The sequence below is a fragment of the Bacillus sp. FSL R5-0447 genome, assembly GCF_038606125.1.
Classification (GTDB): Bacteria; Bacillota; Bacilli; order Bacillales; family Bacillaceae; genus Bacillus; species Bacillus velezensis.
The window spans coordinates 4,251,151-4,272,384 of the sequence record NZ_CP152012.1 but is presented as its reverse complement, the minus strand read 5'-3'; the positions used below and the strand labels follow the sequence as shown (position 1 = coordinate 4,272,384).

The 21,234-nt window shown below is 44.0% G+C and carries 24 protein-coding genes; 15 read left to right on the top strand and 9 right to left on the bottom strand.

Translation table 11 applies throughout. The features are described 5' to 3' along the window. Window positions 1-78 precede the first annotated feature (78 nt). Window positions 79-480, top strand: coding sequence for a carboxymuconolactone decarboxylase family protein (locus NYE68_RS21495; protein WP_007409882.1), 402 nt, complete (start codon window positions 79-81; stop codon window positions 478-480). A gap of 197 nt (window positions 481-677) precedes the next feature. Here NYE68_RS21495 and NYE68_RS21490 read toward each other — a convergent pair whose 3' ends face one another. Continuing rightward, window positions 678-1,544 carry a DUF1259 domain-containing protein gene (locus NYE68_RS21490; protein ID WP_012118923.1) on the bottom strand — a complete coding sequence of 289 codons (867 nt, stop codon included), beginning with the start codon at window positions 1,542-1,544 and terminating at the stop codon, window positions 678-680. A gap of 351 nt (window positions 1,545-1,895) precedes the next feature. Then, window positions 1,896-2,327 (bottom strand): GNAT family N-acetyltransferase, encoded by a 432-nt coding sequence (locus NYE68_RS21485; protein ID WP_025285580.1) that lies wholly within the window; start codon window positions 2,325-2,327, stop codon window positions 1,896-1,898. A 119-nt stretch (window positions 2,328-2,446) separates the two neighbouring features. On the opposite strand from NYE68_RS21485, the gene NYE68_RS21480 reads away from it, so the two are divergent. The 5 genes from NYE68_RS21480 (at window position 2,447) to NYE68_RS21460 (ending at window position 5,585) form a co-directional block, all read left to right on the top strand. After that, window positions 2,447-2,899, top strand: coding sequence for a MarR family transcriptional regulator (locus NYE68_RS21480; protein WP_007615031.1), 453 nt, complete (start codon window positions 2,447-2,449; stop codon window positions 2,897-2,899). A gap of 183 nt (window positions 2,900-3,082) precedes the next feature. Then, window positions 3,083-3,961, top strand: coding sequence for a YitT family protein (locus tag NYE68_RS21475; protein WP_015418633.1), 879 nt, complete (start codon window positions 3,083-3,085; stop codon window positions 3,959-3,961). Between the two features lie 111 nt (window positions 3,962-4,072). Beyond that, a complete protein-coding gene (locus NYE68_RS21470) occupies window positions 4,073-4,534 on the top strand; it encodes a MarR family transcriptional regulator (protein ID WP_173762235.1) in 462 nt (153 codons plus the stop codon). 13 nt (window positions 4,535-4,547) lie between these two features. Continuing rightward, window positions 4,548-5,186 carry a nitroreductase family protein gene (locus NYE68_RS21465; protein ID WP_225045626.1) on the top strand — a complete coding sequence of 213 codons (639 nt, stop codon included), beginning with the start codon at window positions 4,548-4,550 and terminating at the stop codon, window positions 5,184-5,186. A gap of 30 nt (window positions 5,187-5,216) precedes the next feature. After that, window positions 5,217-5,585, top strand: coding sequence for a DUF1304 domain-containing protein (locus NYE68_RS21460; RefSeq protein ID WP_259424832.1), 369 nt, complete (start codon window positions 5,217-5,219; stop codon window positions 5,583-5,585). Window positions 5,586-5,669: 84 nt separating this feature from the next. Here NYE68_RS21460 and NYE68_RS21455 read toward each other — a convergent pair whose 3' ends face one another. Next, the gene (locus tag NYE68_RS21455; RefSeq protein WP_012118916.1) at window positions 5,670-6,248 is read right to left on the bottom strand and encodes a LysE family transporter; all 579 of its coding nucleotides are present in this window, start codon (window positions 6,246-6,248) and stop codon (window positions 5,670-5,672) included. A 126-nt stretch (window positions 6,249-6,374) separates the two neighbouring features. On the opposite strand from NYE68_RS21455, the gene NYE68_RS21450 reads away from it, so the two are divergent. The 3 genes from NYE68_RS21450 (at window position 6,375) to NYE68_RS21440 (ending at window position 9,191) form a co-directional block, all read left to right on the top strand. After that, entirely contained in the window at window positions 6,375-7,247 is an 873-nt protein-coding gene (locus NYE68_RS21450; protein ID WP_324636189.1) for a LysR family transcriptional regulator, read from the top strand. 164 nt (window positions 7,248-7,411) lie between these two features. Beyond that, the gene (locus tag NYE68_RS21445) at window positions 7,412-8,629 is read left to right on the top strand and encodes an MFS transporter (protein WP_095352481.1); all 1,218 of its coding nucleotides are present in this window, start codon (window positions 7,412-7,414) and stop codon (window positions 8,627-8,629) included. A 52-nt stretch (window positions 8,630-8,681) separates the two neighbouring features. Continuing rightward, complete coding sequence (locus tag NYE68_RS21440) at window positions 8,682-9,191, top strand: DinB family protein (RefSeq protein ID WP_012118912.1); 510 nt, start codon at window positions 8,682-8,684, stop codon at window positions 9,189-9,191. A 77-nt stretch (window positions 9,192-9,268) separates the two neighbouring features. Here NYE68_RS21440 and NYE68_RS21435 read toward each other — a convergent pair whose 3' ends face one another. The 5 genes from NYE68_RS21435 to NYE68_RS21415 form a co-directional block, all read right to left on the bottom strand. Then, entirely contained in the window at window positions 9,269-9,931 is a 663-nt protein-coding gene (locus tag NYE68_RS21435) for a GntR family transcriptional regulator (RefSeq protein WP_053573850.1), read from the bottom strand. 79 nt (window positions 9,932-10,010) lie between these two features. Next, a complete protein-coding gene (locus tag NYE68_RS21430; protein WP_113766415.1) occupies window positions 10,011-11,555 on the bottom strand; it encodes a glycoside hydrolase family 32 protein in 1,545 nt (514 codons plus the stop codon). Window positions 11,556-11,628: 73 nt separating this feature from the next. Continuing rightward, complete coding sequence (locus NYE68_RS21425; RefSeq protein ID WP_039063877.1) at window positions 11,629-13,050, bottom strand: glycoside hydrolase family 68 protein; 1,422 nt, start codon at window positions 13,048-13,050, stop codon at window positions 11,629-11,631. 347 nt (window positions 13,051-13,397) lie between these two features. Further along, the gene (locus NYE68_RS21420) at window positions 13,398-14,315 is read right to left on the bottom strand and encodes an EamA family transporter (RefSeq protein WP_279586901.1); all 918 of its coding nucleotides are present in this window, start codon (window positions 14,313-14,315) and stop codon (window positions 13,398-13,400) included. Between the two features lie 183 nt (window positions 14,316-14,498). Then, entirely contained in the window at window positions 14,499-15,428 is a 930-nt protein-coding gene (locus NYE68_RS21415) for a manganese-dependent inorganic pyrophosphatase (RefSeq protein WP_004393053.1), read from the bottom strand. A 206-nt stretch (window positions 15,429-15,634) separates the two neighbouring features. Between NYE68_RS21415 and NYE68_RS21410 the strand changes: the two genes are divergently transcribed. Next, window positions 15,635-16,006: a winged helix-turn-helix transcriptional regulator gene (locus NYE68_RS21410; RefSeq protein ID WP_007615010.1), complete on the top strand. Its 372-nt coding sequence runs from the start codon at window positions 15,635-15,637 to the stop codon at window positions 16,004-16,006. 36 nt (window positions 16,007-16,042) lie between these two features. Here the strand turns inward: NYE68_RS21410 and NYE68_RS21405 are convergent, their stop codons facing one another. After that, window positions 16,043-16,528 carry a spore coat protein gene (locus NYE68_RS21405; RefSeq protein ID WP_007407913.1) on the bottom strand — a complete coding sequence of 162 codons (486 nt, stop codon included), beginning with the start codon at window positions 16,526-16,528 and terminating at the stop codon, window positions 16,043-16,045. A gap of 133 nt (window positions 16,529-16,661) precedes the next feature. On the opposite strand from NYE68_RS21405, the gene NYE68_RS21400 reads away from it, so the two are divergent. From NYE68_RS21400 to NYE68_RS21380, 5 genes are all read left to right on the top strand, one after another. Further along, window positions 16,662-16,814 (top strand): hypothetical protein, encoded by a 153-nt coding sequence (locus tag NYE68_RS21400; RefSeq protein WP_004393059.1) that lies wholly within the window; start codon window positions 16,662-16,664, stop codon window positions 16,812-16,814. Window positions 16,815-17,057: 243 nt separating this feature from the next. After that, on the top strand, window positions 17,058-17,993 hold the full coding sequence (locus NYE68_RS21395) for a DUF2232 domain-containing protein (RefSeq protein ID WP_324636190.1): 936 nt from the start codon (window positions 17,058-17,060) through the stop codon (window positions 17,991-17,993). 30 nt (window positions 17,994-18,023) lie between these two features. Continuing rightward, window positions 18,024-20,003, top strand: coding sequence for a DHH family phosphoesterase (locus NYE68_RS21390; protein ID WP_007407911.1), 1,980 nt, complete (start codon window positions 18,024-18,026; stop codon window positions 20,001-20,003). Then, window positions 20,000-20,449 (top strand): 50S ribosomal protein L9, encoded by a 450-nt coding sequence (rplI, locus tag NYE68_RS21385; protein WP_004393063.1) that lies wholly within the window; start codon window positions 20,000-20,002, stop codon window positions 20,447-20,449. Before NYE68_RS21390 ends, rplI begins: the two co-directional genes overlap by 4 nt. Window positions 20,450-20,589: 140 nt before the next feature. Beyond that, window positions 20,590-21,150, top strand: coding sequence for a kinase (locus NYE68_RS21380; protein WP_061861064.1), 561 nt, complete (start codon window positions 20,590-20,592; stop codon window positions 21,148-21,150). Window positions 21,151-21,234 lie beyond the last annotated feature (84 nt).

Below are 21,234 nucleotides of genomic sequence, written 5' to 3'. Positions count from 1 at the left end.
TATGTATTTTACGGTTAGAGAGGGCTGCGATATATTATCTTATGTCAGAAAATAAGTACCTTTCAGGAGGAAATTCGAATGGACCAAAGCCGTTACCAACAAGGTTTAGACAAATTAATGGAGTACACTTTAACAAGCGATGATAAAATCTCTACGCATTTAAAGATTTCTGAAGACTTGAAAGATATCGCCCCAGATGTAAGTAAGTACATGATAGAATTTGCTTATGGAGATATATATTCACGACCGGGATTAACCAATCAACAACGTGCGCTTGTTACCATTTCATCCCTTGTAACGCAAGGAACCGAGCCGCAGCTTGAACTTCATATCAATACAGGGCTTACATCCGGATTAACGCCGACTGAGATTGTAGAGAGTATCACCCAATTGGTTCCTTATACAGGATTCCCGCGTGTACTTAATGCTCTTTCAGTGGCTAAGAAGGTGTTTGCACAACGACATGTAGAAAACCATTGAGAAATAGGAATGCGGGATGAATTAGTATAAACTCATCAATAGAATATACACAAAACGACAGCCTATAAGGCTGTTTTTTAATAGTCTCGCTTATCATAAAAATGTCGTGCCAGACCTATATATGGTCTCTTTTTTGTTTTCGGTTGATCATATGTAAAAGCGATTATATTAATCGCTTTTTGATACTTCGAAACATGCTAAGCTTTGACCTCTTTATCAGTAAGCACTTTTAAAGCATCTCTCACTTTTAAGGCGAAGTTGACAGGTTTATCAATCGCTTCGAAATGAATATACATCAGTCTCGGTTTATCAAACAGCCAGTGATTGTGAAGTGACGTTACAATCAGATCATGTTTCCGAAGAACGCTGATAAATGGATTGATTTCTTTTTGCAGAATGACAGTTTCTCCGCTGCAAAGAGCACGGCCGTCTTTTGTCATTGATTCAAATGAAAACATTTGCGGAATGAGCAAGAATGATCTTCCGGGCCGTCCCAGTACTACTGGTTTTATATTCGTTCGTGATCTCATTACTGTACAAATTCCATTTTCAAACGTATGCATGGTTCCGCCTAGAATATCGTTGAACTCGTCACAAAGACCATGCCGTTCAATCATTTCCCCGTCAGTTTTTGGTACCGCACGCACAGTTTTAGTAGTTAAAACCCTCAGGGCCTCTCTCACTTTTCTTGCAAAATTGAGAGGTTTATCAATTGATTCAAAATGCATAAACATCAGACGCGGTTTATCAAACAGCCAATGGTTATGAACGGCAGTTACGATGATACCGAATTTGCGCAGCTCACTCATTAACGGGTTCACTTCTTCTTGCAGTAAAACAGTTTCACCTAAACATAAAGCTCTGCCTTCCCGATCCATGCTTTCAAATGAAAAGGCCTGAGGAATAAAAGGAAATGCCTCGGCTCTTCTTCCGAGTACCACCGGATGAATGTTGCTTCGAAATCTTGTCGCCGTACATACGCCATTTACGACACTGGGCGTTGAATTGAGAATTCTAGCAAATTCTTTGCAGAGCCGTGATGGCTCCATACTCGTTTCTTCCACTTCATATCTCCTCCTGGAATCTATTTATAACGTACGTAGTATTAAAGATATGTGAAGATAGAAAAAATGTAACGCGTCAGCAGTCCACATTAGAGAGAATCAGCCTTTCTTGTATAATTTGAGATTTTCTTCCCTTTTTATAATCTCTTTAACTGTTAATTTTTAATAGATTAAAAGCTTAAATTGGTAGTTTTATTCCAGCTTTGATTTTTTTGTGGCGGCCATTTGTGACAAGCACCGGCTGAGCACACATACCTTTTAATTTGAGTTTCAGGCTAAGAAAAAAAGCCTTTATACAAGGCTTTCGGTAAATAATTCATACAGCCGTTTGGCTGCTCATTCTGTGACAGCTCACAGCTCTTTTGTCATCAAGACATGCGGGATGCCGTCTTCCATAAATTCCGGTGAATCTGTCTGATAGCCCAGTTTGTGATAAAAGCCTTCCGCATGTGTTTGTCCATGCAGTTTACATTGGGTGATGCCTTTTTCTTTTACCATGTTTTCTAATTCGCTTATGATTACTTTGCCCAACCCGTATTTGCGGTAAGGCTTCAGGATGCAGATTCGTTCGAGCTTGCCTGTATGGTTTACAATGCGGACGCGTCCTGTGCCGGCAGGCTGATTTTCATGAAAAACCAAGACATGCCCGCACTGATCCTCAAGCGTATCGAACTGATCAAATTCATCGGATTCAGGTACTTGCTGTTCCTCAATGAATACTGCTTTTCTAATCTCAAGCGCTGCTTGCAAATCAATTTCCGTTGTTATTCTTTTTATCTTCATAATCAACCAATCCTTTTCACATGTTAGTCTGGACTGCACGGCTTGCTTGTGGTCTTATAGAAGTAACGATAAAATATTTATATTGCAAATGCAACAAAAAATGAAAGGTTTGAAAAGATATGACTGATATTTTGCGGGAAATCGGCATGATCGCCCGGGCACTGGATTCCATCAGCAATATTGAATTTAAAGAATTAGACTTAACAAAAGGGCAGTATCTCTATCTTGTGCGTATATGTGAAAACCCGGGAGTGATACAGGAAAAAGTGGCGGAAATGATTAAAGTCGACCGAACAACAGCGGCGAGAGCAATCAAAAAATTGGAAATACAAGGGTTTATTGAAAAGCGTCCTGATGATCAAAATAAAAAAATAAAAAAACTGTTTCCGACTGAAAAAGGGAGAAAGGTTTATCCGTTATTGCAAAGAGAAGGAGAGCATTCTGCGGAGGTAGCCCTGTCCGGCTTTACATCTGAGGAAAAAGAAACCATTTTCAGCCTTCTTCAGCGGGTGAGAAAAAATATAGAACATGATTGGGAATATGTGAAGAAGGGGAATAAAAGAGATTATTAATGGTTATTAATTCCTTTTAATGAATGATTACGTTGTGAATGATTAAAGTCATAAATGGATACGTTATCTGTGACATCTCCTTCCTCGGTTCCTGCTTCAACATAGCCGATAGGCTTATTTTTAACGAAAAGTATCAATTATGGTATATTTAAATAAGAAAAAATAATTGAAGCGGGGAATGATATGAGTACAATCGAAAAACAAAGACGTAAGAAATTCAGAGTGAAATCAATCGTACGGGCCATCATGGTCATCATCGGCGGAATTATTGCCGCGTATGGACTGGAAACCGTATTGATTCCGAATAGTGTATCTGACGGCGGTGTAACCGGACTCAGCATTGTCGGTTCACAGCTGTTTCATTTGCCTCTTGGGATCTTAATTGCGGTGATCAATATACCGTTTGTCTGGTTAGGATATAAGCAAATCGGTAAAGGTTTTGCGTTTCTATCAATTATCGGTATTGTCTCACTTGCCGCAGGCACGAGTTTTTTCCACCACACACCGGCTATCATAGAGGGAGACACCCTGTTAATCACCGTTGTCGGCGGGATTATTCTCGGCTTTGGAATGGGATTGGCATTGCGCAACGGCGGCGCATTAGATGGAATTGATATGCTGGCTGTGCTTCTGTCACGGAAATTGCCGTTTGGCACGAGCGACCTCATTTTATTTTTAAACATGTTTGTGTTTATTTTTGTTTCTTTTGTATTCGGGCTGCAAGGCGCATTGCTTTCCGTCATTGCTTACTACATTGCGTCTAAGGTCATTCATGTGGTTGAGGAAGGCTTAAGCGGTTCTAAAACATTTCAGATTATCACCAATGAGCCTGCATTAATGGTAGAGACCATTCGTGAAGAATTGGGCCGGAGCGCTACGTATAAAGAAGCATACGGCGGTTTTTCTCATGAAAAATTCAAAGAAATCACGTGTGTTATCAACCGTTTAGAAGAAACCAAACTGAAAGAAATTATTAATGACATTGATAAACAAGCCTTTGTGACGGTATATGATGTCGCAGAAGTAAAAGGCAGTAATTTCAGAAAAGTCCATAATCATTAAGAAGCGAGCTGCCGTTAATCGGCAGCTTTTTTTTAAAAAGGAGAAAAAACTTGCAAAAATAGAATGACGGCTGTATATTATTGATATATCAAACATTGACTAGTCAATTAATTGCGCAAAAGAAAGTGGGGATGGGTTTTGACAGCATGTTGTTCAGAGGAAGGCGAGATTTTATATCAGCTCCAATCACTGCATAAAGTGATCGGCACGAAGTTTGAAGCGTGCACCGGAATCAGCCAATCCCGCCTTGAGCTTCTCGCCGTGCTTTTTTACGCCGATGAGATCAGCCAAAGCGATCTTCAGAAAAAGGTGAATATTGATGGCGCAGCCGTGACAAGACACTTGAAACAGCTTGAAGCCAAAGAAATGGTCACAAGAAGGCGGAAGCCCGAGGACAACCGAATTATACTTGTCCGGCTTACTGAACAGGGGCGGGAGAGAATTGAGGCTTCCAAAAAGGAGAAGGAGCGTTTCATAAAGGAAATGCTTGCCGGTGTCAGCGAGGAAGAACGCAGTATGTTAAAAAACGTATTGTCACAGATGCAGAATAATATAGAAAATATGAAAGCATAGGAGTGTTTTACACATGAAAACAGAACTGAAAACAAACGACTTTATGGACATTATGAAAGGGCGCCGTTCCATTCGGAATTACGATTCGGCCGTAAAAATCAGCAAAGAAGAAATGACTCAAATCCTGGAAGAAGCAACGACAGCGCCGTCTTCAGTCAACGCGCAGCCGTGGCGTTTTCTCGTCATTGACAGCCCTGAAGGAAAAGAAAAACTCGCGCCGCTTGCAAGCTTCAACCAAACACAAGTCAGCACATCATCTGCGGTGATCGCGGTTTTCGCAGATATGAACAGTGATGACTATTTAGAAGAAATTTATTCAAAAGCGGTCGAACTGGGCTACATGCCGCAGGAAGTAAAAGACAGACAAATCGCTGCGTTGACGGCACACTTTGAAAAACTGCCGGAGCAAGTGAACCGTGAAACGATTCTGATTGACGGAGGACTCGTTTCCATGCAGCTGATGCTTACGGCGCGCGCGCACGGCTATGACACAAACCCGATCGGCGGCTACGATAAAGAAAAGATTGCCGAGGTTTTCGGAATGGATAAAGAGCGTTATGTACCGGTCATGCTGTTATCAATCGGAAAAGCGGCAGACGAAGGATATGCTTCCTACCGTCTTCCTATCGAAACAATCGCACAATGGAAATAAGGTTGAAGTGAAGCTGAGGGGAGAGGGACAGTGGAGATTATTGCAGCTGTTTTCGTCGGAATTGTAGCTTTAGAACATGTATTTATCATGATACTTGAAATGTTTTTTATCAATTCGAAGGCAGCTAAGCGGTCCTTCAAATTGCCGAAGCATTTAGAAGGTGATCGGAATGTAGCGGTCATGTTTGCAAATCAGGGTCTGTATAATGGATTTCTGGCTGCCGGCCTCATTTGGGGGCTGATCCTCGGAGCTGATCCGATTGGCCATATGATTCAATTATTTTTCGTCATCTGCGTGGTCATCGCGGCCATTTTCGGAGGCTTTACTTCAAACAAATCAATTATCGTAAAACAAGGACTTCCGGCTGTTTTAGCGCTTATTTTTCTTTTATTGGCGTAGCAGACGGAAAGAGGGCTTCCGGAAAGGAAGCCCTCTTTTTTTATTCTGTTTTGAAAACCATTCCTTAGGCGGATCTTTTTTGAATTACAGATAAATGCTTACCGCAGAATAGATGAGCAGCAGACACATCACGATGCGAAACGCTTTATCGTGTTTCTCAAAGAGATGTTTAAAAACAGAGCCGAACGCCGACCACAGCAGTAAAGCCGCCCAGCCCAGGAGAATAGCCGACGCGAGCCAGAATGCAATCAAAGGATACGTGTGCTGAAATGGCAATATAAAAGCGCTCATTAAGGTTAAAAAGAATAAAATACTCTTTATATTGATCATTTGAAACAGAAATCCCGATAGAAAAGACGATCGGGTTTTTTCAGAATCGCCTTTTGATGTTTTGGGCAGCGAGATCTGCCAAGCCAAATAGAGCAAATAGACGGCTCCGGCAATTTTAAAGTAAGGTTCCACGACGGGAATCCAATGATAAACACTCATGGTAAACAGACCGCTGAGAATGCCGAGCACTGCAAATCCCGTCAGGATTCCGCCGTTAAAACGCCATGAACCGATAAAGCCGGCTCTGCGCGCTTCATTCATCATTAAAATATTGCTCGGTCCGGGTGTAATAGATGTCATCAGGACATAAGAAAGAAAAGCTATGATACTCATTAAATCACCTTCATTTGCTAATGTGATGGAACCGTTTTTTATTGTATGATAAGAATAGTTATAAATAAAATTGAAAAATAAAATCGCATTATTGATTTTTTCGATACATCTTAGAGGTGAATTCATATGGAGATCAGACATCTTATTACATTTCAGGCCATTATAGATAAGGGAAGCTATACAGGGGCCGCGGCGAAGCTGGGATATACGCAGTCGACGATTACGACTCATATTCAGGCGCTTGAACAGGAGATCGGCGGCGCATTATTTACGTACGAAAAAAGGCGTCTGAAACTGACGCCTTTAGGGAGAGAGCTGATACCGTTAGCCGAGGATTTACTTTCCGCCCATGACAAGATCAAAAATATGCAAAGCATTCACGAGGTGAAGGGCGTTTTAAAAATTGCGGCGCCGGAGTCTTTGACCATTTCCAGACTGGGGCCGATTATCAGAGAATATTCCATGAAGTATCCGAACGTCAATATCATATTGTGCAACGGAACATGCGGGCAGAATCAGGTGGAATTAGTAAGCGGCCGCGTGGATATTGCATTTATGGTATATCCGGAGATACAAATGGAAAAATGCATACATCATTCTTTATTGGAGGAACGCATCGTCCTCGTGGCGGGCAGTGACGCACCGGATCATTTTGACGACTATCAACAAAGCGGCAAGCACTTTTTTATTACAAATGAAGAAGGATGCAGCTATCGGACCATGTTTGAACGATTTCTCGTCAAACATGATATCAGTCATTTACAAACAATGGAATTGTGGAGTATAGAAGCAATTAAGCAGACGGTGATGAGCGGACTCGGTTTCTCCGTTTTACCTTATATTACGGTAAAAGAAGAGGTAAAAGCGGGGAAGCTGAAAATTCTTCAGCAGTCTGAGCCGTTCGAGCGGCTTTATTCTCATATGCTGGTCAAAAAGAAAAAATGGCAGCTTCCGGCCGCTGAAGCTTTTGTGTCGCTTGTTCTTGAGATGATAGGTTAATTTGAAAGCCGATGCCTGCGCGCATCGGCTTTTGTTTTTGTCCGGAATCTTAATGACATTTTCGATGTCAGCCAGCTGTTTTTTGAGTCCATACCTACCTTCTTTAAAAAAAAGAGAGCTGATCAGCAAATATGGTATGATTTACATAATCAGGGAGTGAGAAGATGAATATGAAGAGAGCGTATTACGCTATTTTATACAGCCAGACCGCTATCAACTTGGGGTTCTCACTTTATACGATGGCTGTCATCTTGTTTTTGTTTACAAAAACCGGTTCGACGGCGATGGCCTCTCTTATGACGTTCGTCAGCATTGTATGTCGCGTATTGGGCAGCGCCGTTTTGCCGCTGGTCACCGGCCGGTTCACGCTTCGGTCTTTGTTAATCAGTTCTCAATTGATACAGATCACACTGTTAGTCTGTTTGTTTTTTGTCATCCAAACCGGTTCATCCGCATTCTTTTTTCTGATGTTTTGTCTGATCGGAGGCATTTCTTTTTGCAACGGATGGTTTGCTCCGATAAAAAGCGCGCTGATTGGGGAAATCATTCCTCCTGATCGAAGGGCGAAAGCGAACGGTTTATTATCTGCGGCGGATCAGACCGTTCAGTTTGCGGGGTGGTCTCTGGGCGGCGTCATCATAGCGTTCTTGGGAGAGAGCGATACAATGATCGTCACTGTCATGTTATTGGTTTCTTCGGTTTTGGGCATCATTCTGTTTCTTCAAGTACGCATGTGTGCGCCGGCAGCAGTCAGGGAACGTTCCCTTTTTTCTGATGCGGCAAGCGGCTGGGTGTATTTATTTCAGCAAAAACAGCTCAGGGTTCTCATTGTGATGGATGTGATCGAATCGTGGGCAGGCATGATATGGATCGGGTCTGTGTCCTTGACTTATGTGCATGACGTCCTTCATAAAGGAGAAGCTTGGTGGGGGTATGTCAACGGAGTCTATTATGCAGGGACGATGATCGGCGGACTGATCATCTACAAGTTATCCGGCAAGTTTCAGCATCATCTCATTCCGCTTATGCTGACGGGAGCCTTGGCATATGGAATGTTCACGTTTATTTATGGGTTGATCACAAGCGCCGTTACGGCCCTTTTTCTGGTGCTGTGTATGGGGCCGGCTTGTGTATTACGAGATCTCTCGCAGGAAACATTACTCCAAAACATCACGACCGAAAAGACACGGGTCAATATACTAGCAGCGAGATCAGCTTTAGTTCAGTTCATTTTTATGTTTTCCATTATCGGAACGGGGGTTATCTCGGATGTATTCGGCGTGCGGTTTATTTATATCGGCGCAGGCCTTCTCTTATTAATTTCGGCTTTTATCGGATTTTCTCAGCTGCGAATGAAGAAATTGGTACAAAGCCGCATGTAGTGTAGTATAATGAGGAACGTACGTTCTATATATCGAGAGAGGAGAGGGTAATGTGGGACATCTGGCACTGCAATTGTATGATTATCATCTTTGGGCAAATCAGCAAATATTCACCCGGCTTAAAGAGCTTCCGGAGGATGTGTACCGTAAGGAGATTCAAAGTGTCTTTCCGTCGATAGCCGGTGTATTGACTCATGTGTATCTGTCGGATAAGGGGTGGTTTGATGTGTTCTCCGGAGAGCGTCTGGAGGATACGCTGAAATCAGCTGAACAGCAAAAAGAGGACATCTTGTCTAAAGAGATAGAAGAGCTGGAAGATATGTTTTTGGAATTATCAGACCGGTATCAATTATTTTTGCAAAAGGAAGAAAATATCAGTCTCCCCCTTGAAATAGAGCATCCGTCAGGTGACATCATGAAAACCGCAGCGGCCGATATGATCCTCCATGTTGTGAACCACGGAACGTATCATCGCGGGAATATAACAGCCATGCTCAGACAGATGGGGTATGCTTCTGTGCCGACGGATTACGGTATGTATTTATATATAAACAAAAAGTAAACAAGACAGCCAACGCGGCTGTCTTGTGATATCCGTAAAAAAGCCAAATCATATGAGTGATTTGGCTTTTTCGTTTGCTATGCCATGTTCTGCAGCCGTTCTAAACTGTTTTTCCAATTCGCTTCAAGCGCTGTAAAAGCAGCGGCGGCATCTTGCTGTTCTAATGCGTGAATGATATCAGAGTGTTCATTATATGATCTGTTTAAAGCGCCGTTTTCACTGAAATAGCGGATTTCCAGTCTCTGAATTTTGACTTTCAGGCTTACTAGCAATTTGTGAAGTTCAGCGTTGTCCGCAAGCAGAATGATGCGATGGTGAAATGCATTGTCCGCTTCCAGAACGGCCAGTTTATCGCCGTCTTTCATCGTTTGAAGAAGATTTTCATTTAGCTGTTTCAATTCTTGAATCACGGCATCGTCCATACGCGGGAGGGCTTGCTGCAATGCGAGTTTCTCAAGCGTCCAGACGATGGAATACAAGTTTTCCGCTTCTTTTAACTCAATCGGAGCGACAAGCGTCCATCTGTTCGCTTTTGTTATCACCAAGCCGTCATCTTCCAGCCGCAATAAGGCTTCCCGTATCGGGGTGCGGCTGATTCCCAATGTTTCCGACAAATCCTTGTCCTTTAACTTTGTTTCCGGTTTGAGCTTGCCCGTTATGATCCAGTTTCTGAGTGTGCGATACACTTCGTCCCGCATGATGGTTCTTTTCAGCACAGGTTCTTTGTTTTGATTATCCAATGGAACACCTCATGAATCGTAGTATACATATTTGCATTTTACCACAGTCCGGGCGCTGGTTAGAAATGAAGAGGGACGTCTAAGAATGAATCGAACCGAGATGCTTCATCTCAATATGCTGAAAGTCAGCGGAGCCGCCTTCAGAAAAGAGCGTGATTCCCTGATCTTCGTGTTTTGGGAACACTTCATTTGTCAAAACGGTTTTTCCGTCGTCTGCAAATACTTCAATACTTGTTTTATCCACGAGAATTTTCAGATGGACGCGCCCTTTGTTTCCGTCAAATGGGGCTTTGCTTTCGGCGTATGCACCGGTTTTATCAGGCTGGTCTGTAAACGATCTGTTCACATAGGCGTAGCCGTCTTCTGCTGAAATACCGACATCAATATGCCGGCTTTGGTCTGCTGATTCTCTGAGTCTGACGCCTGCATTTTTGATATCTGACCAAGCGATATCCATATCAAGCTGATATGTGTCACCTTTGATCGGCAGTGTCTCTGAACCGTTCACCTGTTTGTGTTCTATGCTGTCAGTTGAAGAGGTTAATTGGTTCAATGCTTCAACCGGCTCTGACACTAGGCTGTATGTGCCGCCTTCCTGCTGCTGAAGGCGGATTTCACGGACGATAGAATCCGTACCGTTAAAGCCGTTTTTTAGTGTCGGTGTTTCATTCGGATAATCCCAATTGTTCATCCATGCCAGCGCATAGCGTTTTGTCAGCGGATCTTCGCTATTACCGTCCTCAAATGTGACGCCGCCGTACCAGTCAAAGCCGTAATCGAGCCATTGCGGTTCTTCTTGATCGGGGGTAAATTCCTTCCCGTCAAAGTTTCCGGTCCAATACGCGTACGTATTCGGTTTGCCTGCGGGTTTGCCGTTTGCGCTTGCGCCCAGAACCCACTTGGCTGTTCCGTCATCTGCACGCATCATATAAAGGTCGGGGCATTCGATGAGGCCGATCTGCTGAGTGATAAAACCGCCCGTGTATGTCCAATTTTTTAAATCGGGTGATTCATAAAAACCGATTTTTTCGCCTTCGGCCATGGCCATCACCCATTTGTCATCCTGTTCATCCCAGATCACTTTCGGGTCCCGGAAATCCTTAGTTCCCGGGTTTTTCATAACGGGCTGATCACTATAGGAAGTAAACGTTTTTCCTTTATCCGTGCTGTACCATAAATATTGTTCCTGGGCTTTTGTTTTGGCTGTCGGTTGCGTCGTGACGGCGACCAGCGCGTTTTTGCCGAAGCCCGCGGTGTTGTGTTTATCAATGACGACAGAACCGGACCATATATCGCCGTTTTCGTTGGTGTATTTCGGAATAGCCGTGCCTTCGTCCGTCCAGTGCACCAAGTCCTCTGATACGGCGTGCCGCCATTCTGTGCCGTTGCCGTTCGGGTAATCCCGATTATAAAGATAGTAGTAATGATATTTCCCCTCGAAAAAAATGGGCTTTTGAGGGTCGTTTTTCCATTTGTCCGGGGTCGTAAAATGATACGCCGCCCGGTAATCCTTCTTATGCTCCGTGTTTGTGTCAGAGGAATTGTGGCTTTTGTTCGGCAGTAAGCCGACAAACAGGAACGCACCCAAAAAGATCAATATTACAACGGGCCATTTTCGTGCCATGATTGAATTCACCATCTTGTTGAGAAATAAAAGAAAATGCCAATGAAGTATCGGCATTTTCTTTTTGTTGTTATTAGTTGTTAACCGTAAGCTGTCCTTGTTCAAGGATGCTGTTTTTAACAACGGATGTTTTCTTGCCTTTGATGTTCATTAAGAAGCTTGGCGCAAATGTTGCCTTTTTATCCTCAAAGAAGCCTCTGTTTGTCATGTAGCTTGTGATCACGACATTGTTGCCTTTGGCTTGCGGCACTGCGAAGTGAGAGTAAGTGAACGTTACATCGTTAGGATCAAGACCCATTTGCAGTACAAGACCAGTTTTGTTCAGCGGCTTGTAAGGACCTGTTAAAGAGTTAGATACATAACCAAGCATGTAAATATCGTTTGAGTTAATACCGTCGATCGTCATCTTTGAACCGCGTGAATCAGTGAACAGGTACCATTTGCCGTTCATTTTGAAAACATTCGCGCGCTCGATTTCATCAGTTACCGTGTTTGAAGTGATCAGCGGCTTCATGACTTTTTTCAATGTGTAGTCATTGTTTAATTCTACGATACCGAGGGCGCCGTTCGCTAATTCAGCATCGCGTTTTTTAGCACTTTGCTGAAGCTTCTGACTTTCTTTACGGAAGAAGTTTGTGCTGCCGCCGTAGTACGCTTTGTTAAATAAAGATTCTTCGCCTTGGTATCCGTTATCTGTTCCCGTGTTGGCTTCGAATACAAGGTATTTATGGCCTTTGTCTTCAACGTAGTGAGGGTCTCTCAGCGTATGGTTGTCGCCGGATGTATAGTTCCCTTCATCGATAAACTGCTGAACGTTTTGATATGTTTTTCCGTCACCGTCAAAAATCGTTTTATGATCTTCCACTCCGTTGATCTTGAGCGTGTCATCAGATTTTGACACATTTACCTGCGCCGTTGTCAGGCTTTGTTTGCCGTAATGTGTACCGGAAAAGTCAGTGTAGAATAAACGGATTTTTCCGTCAGATGTAAAGGTTGCAGAACCGGACCATTCTTGTGTCTGTTCTTTCAGGATTTCATCGTTGGCGTCGAACTTATCGCTGTCTTTAAAGACACGGCCCGCGTTTTTCCAGCTGTCGATCGAGTTGTCGCCGACTTTTTGATAAAACATGTAGATGGATGTGTCATCAGCGTCTTTCGGGCTTCCGGCAAGAGCAAACACGACGTGATAGCCGTTGTATTCAGCTACTGTTCCGTCAGCGTTTTGGAGCGGCCAGCTGTCCCACACATCCAGTCCTTTTGCGGACTCGATATTTTTAATTGTTGATTGGTCGAATTGAGGCACTTGGTATTTTTCACTTTGCTGCTGTTTAGGGATCTGCAGCATATCATGGCGTGTGATGTGAGAGACGCCGTACGTTTCTTTGTAAGGTTTTTGGGTATTTTCTTTCGCGAAGGCTTGAGTCGCTCCCCCTGCCAGAAGTGCAGTCGTAAAAGTTAGAACTGTGGCTCGTTTTGCAAATTTTTTGATGTTCATGTTCATGTCTCCTTTTGTATGTACCTTTTTTTGCGATCTGCCGATTCGATCCTCCTGCATTCATGGATGGCAGGTTTGTTACAGAAAAAAAGACCTAAAATATGTATGGGGTGACGCCAAAGAATACACTTTGCCCTTAACACATTTTAGGTCTTGCCTGCTTTATCAGTAACAATCCTGCATGATTTACTTGTCGACATCATTCTATTAGACTCTGATTCTATTGACAACTGGTCTATTTTCCTCTTTTGGATGATAGTAAAATGAAAAAAGGCCTTTTAATATATGGGTAATTGAGACTAATGGGTGCTCTGGGCCTAGGAAAAAACCTCTCTAAAAAAGAGGGGTTATTTTTGCTTGATAGATAATAAAGCGATGGTGGCTAAAATCAGCAAAGTACCCAGCCATTCTGATATTCCGAAGGGAACATGCAGCCAGATCACAGCTAAAAAAGCTGCCGACAGCGGCTCTGCACAGGCGAGCAGGCTGGTTTCAGAGGCACTCAGATATTTCAGGCTTTCCAAGTAGCAATAAAAAGCGATGAGCGTTCCGAAAATGATGATAAACACGATCGCGGCATATGCAGGAAAGGACCACTCGCCTTCAAATGTCCAGGGCGGGCGGATCAAGCTGAGGGCGGCTCCGCCGATCAGCATGCCCCATCCGACAATTATGGCGGATCCCCATTTCTTCAGCAGACGATGCGGCTGAAGGGTGTAAAACGCCAGTGCAAACGCCGAACTGATGCCCCAAAAGACGGCCAGACCGGATATGGACAGGCTTCCGACATTCCCGTGCGTGACCAAAATGAATGTGCCGGCAACCGCCAATAAGACGGCGAGCAGCTCTTTTGCTGAAGGAATTCTCTTTGCGCGAATCGCTAAAAAGCATGTAATGATCGCCGGCCCTAAATACTGAAGAACGGTAGCAGCGGCCGCGTTGCCGTACTCAATTGCCGCGAAGTAGGTGTATTGAACGCCTAACATTCCGAAAATCCCGAATAAAAGAAGGGGAATTCTGTCCCGTCTGTCTTTCCAAACAGCCCATATCCGTCCTTTTTCTTTGCGGTACGCGATGCCGAGCAGAAGCGCCCCTGACACCAGAAGGCGCACTGAAGTCAGCCATTCTGTATTAAAATGGCGGTGCTGGAACAGATACTGGGCAACCGTTCCCGAGACCCCCCATAAGATAGCTCCTGTCAGCACAAGCCAAATGCCTGTTGTTCGTGAATAAGAAAGAGCAGCGTGTTTTTCCAGGATAGACACCCCCGATTCTGACGTTGTGATAGTAACTAACAATAATTAGGAAATGAACGTCCTCCATGTGATATATTATATATTGTATATTAAATTCCGTCAAAATGATTTTTGGAGGAAAGCGCTTACGAAACGGCCGTCTGATGAATGAGCAATAAAAAAACACCCCGGCTGGTTTCCGGGGTGTGTTGGTTATTCTGCAATCGCGTCTGTTAAAACAGGAACGACTTGTTTCTTTCTGGATACGACGCCTTTTAAAAGAGCCGTGTTGTTTTCTAAAGTCACGTTGAATGCTTTTTCCACTTTTGACGCTTGATCACCGATGGCAAGCGCAAGGGAATCGTTTTCCAGAATATCCGTAATCACGAGAAGGAACAGGTCAAGGTTCTTCTCAGCAATTACTTTTGAAAGAGCCGCTTCTAATTCCGGCTGCCGCTTTTTAACATCTTCAATATCAACTGTGTTGACTTGGGCGATTTCGACTTTTTTGCTGCCGAGCGTGAACTCTTTCGCATCAAGAGAAATCAGTTCTTCCACAGTTTTTTTGCTTAAGTCGGCGCCCGCTTTCAGCATGTTTAAGCCGTACTCTTCCGCATCTACGCCGGCAATTTCAGCAAGCTCTTTTGCCGCTGCGATATCTTGCTCCGTGCAAGTCGGAGATTTAAATAACAGAGAGTCGGAAATGATTGCTGACAGCATGAGGCCCGCAATTTCTTTCTCGATTTTCACGTTATTTTCTTTGTACATTTTGTTTAAGATCGTAGCCGTACAGCCGACCGGCTCAGCACGGTAGTAAAGAGGTTCCGCTGTTTCGAAGTTGGCGATACGGTGGTGGTCGATAACTTCAAGAACCTGAACGTCTTCGATATCCTTGATGCTTTGCTGGCGTTCATTGTGGTCAACAAGGATGACGCCGTTTACTTCGTTTGCGGCTGTTTCCACCAAACGCGGGCTTTCCTGCTTAAAATAATCAAGCGCGTATTGTGTTTCGCCGTTGACTTGTCCGAGGCGGACGGGCTCAGCATTGAAGCCGAGTTTATTTTTTAGATCAGCGTAGGCAATGGCAGAGCAAATGGTATCTGTGTCTGGGTTTTGATGTCCGAAAATAAGAATTTTTTCCATAATAACTCCTTGTCCTTTTTTGTAGTGTAAACAATCTTTTTATAGTTTAACACGTCTTGAGGAGGGTGTAATCTTCAAAACCTTAAAAATTGATGTGAAAAAGAAGCATTTTTGTTGAGAGGTGGGGAGGGTTGCGAGTAAAATACTGGGTAAGTCAGATGCTAATCAGCATATAGTATCAAAAAAGGTACTATGGAGGATGAAAAATGAACATATATCCGAATAAAGAAGGTTGTCCGGTTGAACTGACGCTTTCCGTTATCGGCGGAAAGTGGAAGGGTATTTTGTTTTATCATATGATCGGCGGAAAAAAGCGGTTTAATGAGTTTCGGCGCATTTGCCCCAGCATTACGCAACGTATGCTGACGCTTCAGCTTCGCGAGCTTGAGGCGGACGGCATCGTGCATCGGGAGGTATATCAGCAGGTGCCTCCAAAGGTGGAGTATTCTCTTACCGAATTCGGCAGGTCGCTGGAACCGATCGTTTTGCAAATGAAGAAATGGGGAGATGCCAACCGGGAGTTTCTCGAGGCATACCGGGAAAAAACGTCTCCTCAAGATCAGTCCGCTCAAAAATAAGAAGCAGCAAAGGATTAAATTCCTTGCTGCTTTTTTTTATTTCATCGCGATGGCTTTTCTGGCATTGCGTACATCATTTTTCAGCAATTCGCTCAGGTTGTAAGCCGGATATTGACCCCGTTCTTCCATATACTCAAAGACCATTTGGTGCCACTTGATGGCCGCGTTTAAGTGCTTGACGAAGACGTGTCTTAATTGAGGTGTGGCCGTCTCTGTAATGGCTCCGGCATAATTGCGGACAGATGTTTTGGCCAGAATGAGCAGGCCGCCGCTGTAAAAGGAGGAATCAGCGCGCTCTTCTGTTTCATCCTCACGAAAAGCGGGAGCTTCAGGGAAGAAAGGAAGCAGTTCACGCAGATTTTGTTCCAGCGAATGGATGGAAAATCTGTAGAGCTGTTTTAATCTGGCATCGCTTACGTCCCGCTCTGTTCTTTTTAATTTCACAAGTCCGTTTGCCTGGAAAGCTACTAACTCATGCAGTTCTAACGTTTCATGCCATGCTAATGTTCTCCGCTCAGTCATGGTGTAAGAATCTCCTTTATCCTTCATTTTCACTTTCAGCATATGCCCCGGTCCCGATGTTGTTCCTGATGTTTTGAAGTTTCAAGAAAGGGAAACTCAATGTAAAGGAAATACGAAATAGAGGTGAAACTATATGTGGGACATGATAAAGAACTTCTTCCTTTTCAGCAGCGGGGTTTTGCAGGCGACCACTCTCTTACTTATCGTTATCGTCTTGTTATATGTACGAAAAACCAAAAAGAAAAACAGAGATACTTCTGGTTTCATGGATGATCAGGATCACTGATACAACGGGCATTCTTTCACTGGGATGTCCGTTTGTCTGTTTTCATGTTTCACATGGAACATTGCGGCTGTCCGCGCTCATTTTACTTGCGATTTCGACTTATGTTAAAATATATACGTGTATTTTGGAGAGTTTATGGAAAATTCAGGTCTTGAAAGAGACATTGCGGCGTCAAAAGAGCAGTCGTCTAAGCTGCTCTTTTCTATTCGTATGTTCGAATGATACAAGGTTTGAGGTGAGTAAGTGAAAAATACAAGGGCTCTAATAGAAGGCGCCATTTTGATCAGTATTTTTGCAATCATTTCCCTTTTGGTCGTGTACCTCCCTTTACTGGGGGCAATTCTTCTCTTTGCTTTGCCGCTGCCGATCATTCTTTACACCATTCGGCACGGTCTGAAGCCCGGGGTATGGATGGGGTTTGCCAGCCTTCCTGTCAGCTTTATTGTAGGTTCGTTTACCGGGCTTACAGGCGCTTTTACGGCGGCCTGTACGGGAATCGCCATGGGATATTATTTTAAAAAGAAACAGCCCGGCTATGCGGTTGCTGCCGGCGCTATGGCGTATGTGCTGTGCGGCGTCGTTTTTTTTGTGGTCAGCATCGTGTTTCTTAATATGAATGTGGTTGATACCACCATGTCCCAGCTTCGGGAGTCGCTGTCTGTGGCTGATACCATGTCAAAACAGCTTGGTTACGGAGACCAGTTCGGGAAGCAGATCAAGCTGATGGAAAGTCAGCTGAGCACGGTTCAATATCTTTTTCCGACAGTGCTCGTATTGACCGGCATCGTTTTTTCTTTCCTCAGTTATGCTATGGCAAGGCCGCTTTTACGGCGATTTTCCCCTGATCTTCCGAAGATGAAGCCTTTTAGAGAGCTCAAACTCCCGCAAAGCGTTGTCATTCTGTATTTTATTGTGACGATATTAGGGTTTCTGCCTTTAGAAAAAGGGCATATGCTGTATTCGGTTTCATTGAATGGGGGATTTATTCTCAGCTTGCTGATTTGTATTCAAGGATTAGCGTTTATTTTTTTCTATTGCCGCGAAATGGAGATGCCGAAAGCCGTTCCTGTATTAGCAATTGTGCTGGGGGTGCTTTTTCCGCTCATCTTGTCCGTGTATCTCCTCTTAGGCATCATTGACATAGGCTTTAACATAAGAAATAAGGTGACGCGAAATTGAGTGTGACTTACAGGTGGGGAGTTGATAGAAATGCCTAGTTTTTATGAAAAACCGTTGTTTCGGTATCCCATCTATGCATTGATTGCATTGTCAATCATCATAATCCTCATCAGCATTTACTTTAACTGGCTGATAGGAGCCATCGGCGTTGTGCTGCTCGCCGTGATCTTGTTTTTCATTAAGCGTGCGGATTCTCTGATCAGAAAAGAAATTGACGATTATATCTCCACGTTATCGTATAGATTGAAAAAAGTAGGCGAAGAGGCATTAATGGAAATGCCTATCGGGATTATGCTGTTTAATGATCAATATTACATTGAGTGGGCGAATCCGTTTTTGTCTTCCTGTTTTAATGAAAGCACGCTCGTCGGACGGTCGCTGTATGACACATGCGAGGCCGTCGTGCCGCTGATCAAGCAGGAGGTCGATTCGGAAACGATCACCTTGAATGAGCGGAAGTTTAAAGTAGTGATTAAAAGAGATGAGCGCCTGCTTTATTTCTTTGATGTGACAGAACAGATTCAGATTGAAAAGCAGTACGAAAATGAGAGAACCGTGCTGGCATATATCTTCTTAGATAACTATGATGACGTCACACAGGGGCTGGATGACCAAACGAGAAGTACGATGAACAGCCAGGTCACCTCATTATTAAATGCGTGGGCGCAGGAGTACGGCATTTTCCTGAAACGGACGTCCTCGGAGCGGTTTATCGCGGTGTTAAATGAACACATTTTAACGGAGCTTGAAAACGCGAAATTTTCGATTTTGGATGAAATCCGAGAAAAAACATCCGTTCACACTGTATCTTTGACCCTCAGCATCGGGATCGGCGCATCGGTTTCTTCCTTGAAGGAGCTTGGAGATCTGGCGCAGTCCAGCCTCGATTTGGCTCTCGGCCGCGGAGGCGACCAAGTGGCGATCAAAATGCCGAACGGCAAGGTGAAATTTTACGGCGGCAAAACGAATCCGATGGAGAAGCGCACAAGGGTGCGCGCCCGGGTGATTTCTCACGCGCTCAAGGAAATTGTCTCAGAAAGCAGCAATGTCATTATCATGGGGCACAAATTTCCTGATATGGACGCAGTCGGAGCCGCAATCGGAATATTGAAGGTGGCGCAGGCCAACGGCAAAGAAGGCTACATCGTCATTGATCCGAACCAGATCGGATCAAGCGTTCAGCGTCTGATTGAAGAAATTAAAAAATATGAAGAGCTGTGGTCGCGGTTCATCACGCCGGAAGAGGCGATGGAAATTTCAAATGACGACACGCTGCTTGTCGTCGTTGATACACATAAACCATCCCTTGTGATGGAAGAGCGTCTCGTGAACAAAATCGAGCACATCGTTGTGATTGACCACCACCGCAGAGGCGAGGAATTTATTAAAGACCCGCTGCTCGTTTATATGGAGCCATATGCTTCATCCACCGCAGAACTCGTGACGGAGCTGCTTGAATACCAGCCGAAGCGGCTCAAAATCAATATGATTGAAGCGACGGCCCTGTTAGCTGGTATAATAGTGGATACGAAGAGCTTTTCCCTTCGCACGGGCTCGCGGACGTTCGACGCCGCTTCTTATTTGAGAGCGAAAGGCGCAGATACGGTTCTGGTGCAGAAAGTTCTCAAAGAATCGGTCGGTTCTTATATCAAGCGGGCGAAGCTGATCCAGCATACGTCTCTTTATAAAGAACATATCGCGATTGCTTCTCTTCCTGAGAACGAAGAGGAGTACTTTGACCAGGTGCTGATTGCGCAGGCGGCTGATTCCCTCTTATCGATGAGTGAAGTGGAAGCTTCATTTGCGGTAGCCAGACGGGATGAACATACGGTGTGCATCAGTGCGAGATCGCTGGGCGAGGTCAATGTGCAGATTATTATGGAGGCGCTGGATGGCGGAGGGCATTTAACCAATGCGGCAACCCAGTTATCGGGCATTTCTGTCTCAGAAGCGCTCGTCCGGCTGAAGGAAGCCATTGATGAATATTTTGAGGGAGGCGTTCAGAGATGAAGGTTATTTTCTTACAAGATGTAAAAGGTAAAGGAAAAAAAGGCGAAATGAAAAACGTAGCAGACGGTTATGCACATAACTTTCTCATTAAAAAAGGCCTCGCTGTCGAAGCAAATGCGACGAACATCAGCGCATTGAAAGGACAGAAAGAAAAAGAGAAAAAAGAAGCGATTGCCGAGCTTGAAAGAGCGAAAGATTTGAAAGAAACGCTTGAACAGCTGACTGTTGAGCTGAGTGCCAAATCCGGTGAAGGCGGCCGTCTATTCGGATCTGTCACAAGCAAACAAATTGCAGAAGCGCTGCAAAAAACGCATAAGATTAAAGTGGATAAACGGAAACTGGAGCTCCAAGACGGTATCCGCACACTGGGATATACAAACGTTCCTGTAAAGCTGCACCCTGAAGTTCAGGCTGTGCTGAAGGTTCACGTAAAAGAAGAAGCGTAATACACAATGAAAAACCCGCCGATCCGGCGGGTTTTTTTCATGTCAGCAGACGGCGCAGCGCAAGAAAATGAGGAGAATGTTTCATTTCCGATCGTTACGGATTGAATATTATATTACATCATGACGAAGGATGTGTCGGTATGAAACGATTTTTTTCTGAAACATATTTTAATTATCCGGAGAATAAAAAAGCGCTGAAACACTATCCGCTGATCGGAGACGGAAAAGACGGGGAGGTCTATCGCTTAACACACAACAAATGCATAAAATATTTTTTTAAAAAAGAGACGTGTAAGAAGGAATTGGAAGCTTTACAGCTCGGATATAGTTCACCGGTGATCCCGAAACTGTATGAATACGGAGATCATTATATTGTGATGGAATACGTCAAAGGCACCTCCCTTGCGCGCCATATCAAAAAAGAAAAATCCCTGTCCGTCAAACTGACAGCTGATATTTTAAACATGCTGGATGAATTAAAAGATATCGGTTTTGCCAGGTGGGATGCCGAAATCAGGCACATTCTGATCAACGAACAAGGTGAACTTAAAGTGATCGACCATAAAAGAGCCTTTTCGACCGTTACCCGAGTTCCCGTAAAACTATTAAAAGGACTGGACAAATACGGCTTGGCGGATGAGTTTTTGAACACTATAAAAAAATTAAATCCGTCACGCTACCGGGAATGGCGAAGGAAATGATAAGTTTCTGAAAATCCGCATATGTAAGTTTCCTTTTTTTAGGGTCGTCATATGATATTTGTAACATTTGTTTGGTGGAGTGTG

Coding starts and splice junctions, on each gene's coding strand:
- NYE68_RS21390 (WP_007407911.1), top strand. CDS start 18,024: ATGCCTAGTTTTTATGAAAAACCGTTGTTTCGGTATCCCATCTATGCA.
- NYE68_RS21400 (WP_004393059.1), top strand. CDS start 16,662: ATGTGGGACATGATAAAGAACTTCTTCCTTTTCAGCAGCGGGGTTTTG.
- rplI (WP_004393063.1), top strand. CDS start 20,000: ATGAAGGTTATTTTCTTACAAGATGTAAAAGGTAAAGGAAAAAAAGGC.
- NYE68_RS21410 (WP_007615010.1), top strand. CDS start 15,635: ATGAACATATATCCGAATAAAGAAGGTTGTCCGGTTGAACTGACGCTT.
- NYE68_RS21480 (WP_007615031.1), top strand. CDS start 2,447: ATGACTGATATTTTGCGGGAAATCGGCATGATCGCCCGGGCACTGGAT.
- NYE68_RS21405 (WP_007407913.1), bottom strand. CDS start 16,528: ATGACTGAGCGGAGAACATTAGCATGGCATGAAACGTTAGAACTGCAT.
- NYE68_RS21485 (WP_025285580.1), bottom strand. CDS start 2,327: ATGAAGATAAAAAGAATAACAACGGAAATTGATTTGCAAGCAGCGCTT.
- NYE68_RS21450 (WP_324636189.1), top strand. CDS start 6,375: ATGGAGATCAGACATCTTATTACATTTCAGGCCATTATAGATAAGGGA.
- NYE68_RS21415 (WP_004393053.1), bottom strand. CDS start 15,428: ATGGAAAAAATTCTTATTTTCGGACATCAAAACCCAGACACAGATACC.
- NYE68_RS21445 (WP_095352481.1), top strand. CDS start 7,412: ATGAATATGAAGAGAGCGTATTACGCTATTTTATACAGCCAGACCGCT.
- NYE68_RS21425 (WP_039063877.1), bottom strand. CDS start 13,050: ATGAACATCAAAAAATTTGCAAAACGAGCCACAGTTCTAACTTTTACG.
- NYE68_RS21495 (WP_007409882.1), top strand. CDS start 79: ATGGACCAAAGCCGTTACCAACAAGGTTTAGACAAATTAATGGAGTAC.
- NYE68_RS21455 (WP_012118916.1), bottom strand. CDS start 6,248: ATGAGTATCATAGCTTTTCTTTCTTATGTCCTGATGACATCTATTACA.
- NYE68_RS21430 (WP_113766415.1), bottom strand. CDS start 11,555: ATGGCACGAAAATGGCCCGTTGTAATATTGATCTTTTTGGGTGCGTTC.
- NYE68_RS21380 (WP_061861064.1), top strand. CDS start 20,590: ATGAAACGATTTTTTTCTGAAACATATTTTAATTATCCGGAGAATAAA.
- NYE68_RS21465 (WP_225045626.1), top strand. CDS start 4,548: ATGAAAACAGAACTGAAAACAAACGACTTTATGGACATTATGAAAGGG.
- NYE68_RS21475 (WP_015418633.1), top strand. CDS start 3,083: ATGAGTACAATCGAAAAACAAAGACGTAAGAAATTCAGAGTGAAATCA.